At 61.7% G+C, this 1,066-nt stretch carries 2 protein-coding genes; one reads left to right on the forward strand and one right to left on the reverse strand.

From position 1 onward, the window contains the following. Positions 1-194: 194 nt before the first annotated feature. Entirely contained in the window at positions 195-392 is a 198-nt protein-coding gene (locus BLS34_RS25195; protein ID WP_093154884.1) for a hypothetical protein, read from the forward strand. Here the strand turns inward: BLS34_RS25195 and BLS34_RS25200 are convergent. After that, a partial coding sequence (locus BLS34_RS25200) for a phage minor head protein (protein WP_215906221.1) occupies positions 383-1,066 on the reverse strand: 684 nt, incomplete at its 5' end. The two genes, BLS34_RS25195 and BLS34_RS25200, sit on opposite strands and share 10 nt — an antisense overlap.

The raw sequence follows: 1,066 nt of genomic DNA on the forward strand, positions 1-1,066 counted from the left end.
TCTCGGCCGTCCTGGAGGCTCCTAGCGCCTCGTTGATCGGAGCTGAGGAGGCATTCACTGCTGATCTGGTCCCAATTTAAACGGCCTTAAACGCCAAATCGCATTCAGAAGCTCGACACGAAGGCCGGTGTTTCTCGTCGCGGCGGCTTCGTGAGAAGCTCCCGTGCGTAACGTTGGACCGTACGGAAAGGGGAATGCCGATGAACAGCAACGATAACCTCATCGCTTGGCTTGAGGGCGAGATCGGCCGGATGACCGACGCGATCGACAACAACTTTGGCATCACCGATACCTCCGAGGATGCCGCGGAAACTCGAGAGCGATACAAGAAGATCCGCGATCAGAATCAGGAGCAGCTTGATCGGATGCTGAAGAACCGCGGTCAGGTCTGACCTCCCGGCGCTTCTAGATCGGCCGCCGATGGCACCGCCCCATCGAAGTTCCGAATGAACCGGTTCGCCGCTCGTTCACGGTCGGTGAACGGGAGGCGATCGGGATTGCTGACCTTCCAGTTCTCCATGTACGGCAGGCTGTCGCAGCCGCAGTTGATGGTGTGCTTGGCAGGGGCTTCAGGATCCCGAGGATAGGCCAGCTTCACGCCAGCGATGACGAAGGGATCCGCGACCTCCTGGATCTGACCGTCGGCCACGACGTGGTCCGGCCGAGGGTGGAGCTTACCGCTCCGCCGCCATTGCTTCTTCAGGCCCGGCAGAACCTCGCGGGCCTGCGTCATACGTTCCTGGCCTGCAGCGGAATAGGCGCGGCCCAGCTCGGTGCGTATGAGAGTGAGCGCGCGCGATCGACCGCTGCCCAGGATCTTGGCGACCTTCGGAACCACTGCACTCGGTGTCTGCGTGCCGATGATGCTGAGGCCCAGCTCGGAGTTAATGCGGTCCGCCATCACGGTGGTGATGTTCCGTCCGCGATCGGTGAGGAAGACCTTCATCGCACGAAGCTGTCGGGTATCAACGGTCGGCAGCACCGCCCGGATCGAGGTCAGCGGATGCTGTCCCAGCGCCAGGCCGGCATCGATCGGAAGGTCGATCTGATCGATGCCGATCTGCCA

It is taken from the genome of Thalassobaculum litoreum DSM 18839 (assembly GCF_900102465.1).
GTDB lineage: Bacteria > Pseudomonadota > Alphaproteobacteria > Thalassobaculales > Thalassobaculaceae > Thalassobaculum > Thalassobaculum litoreum.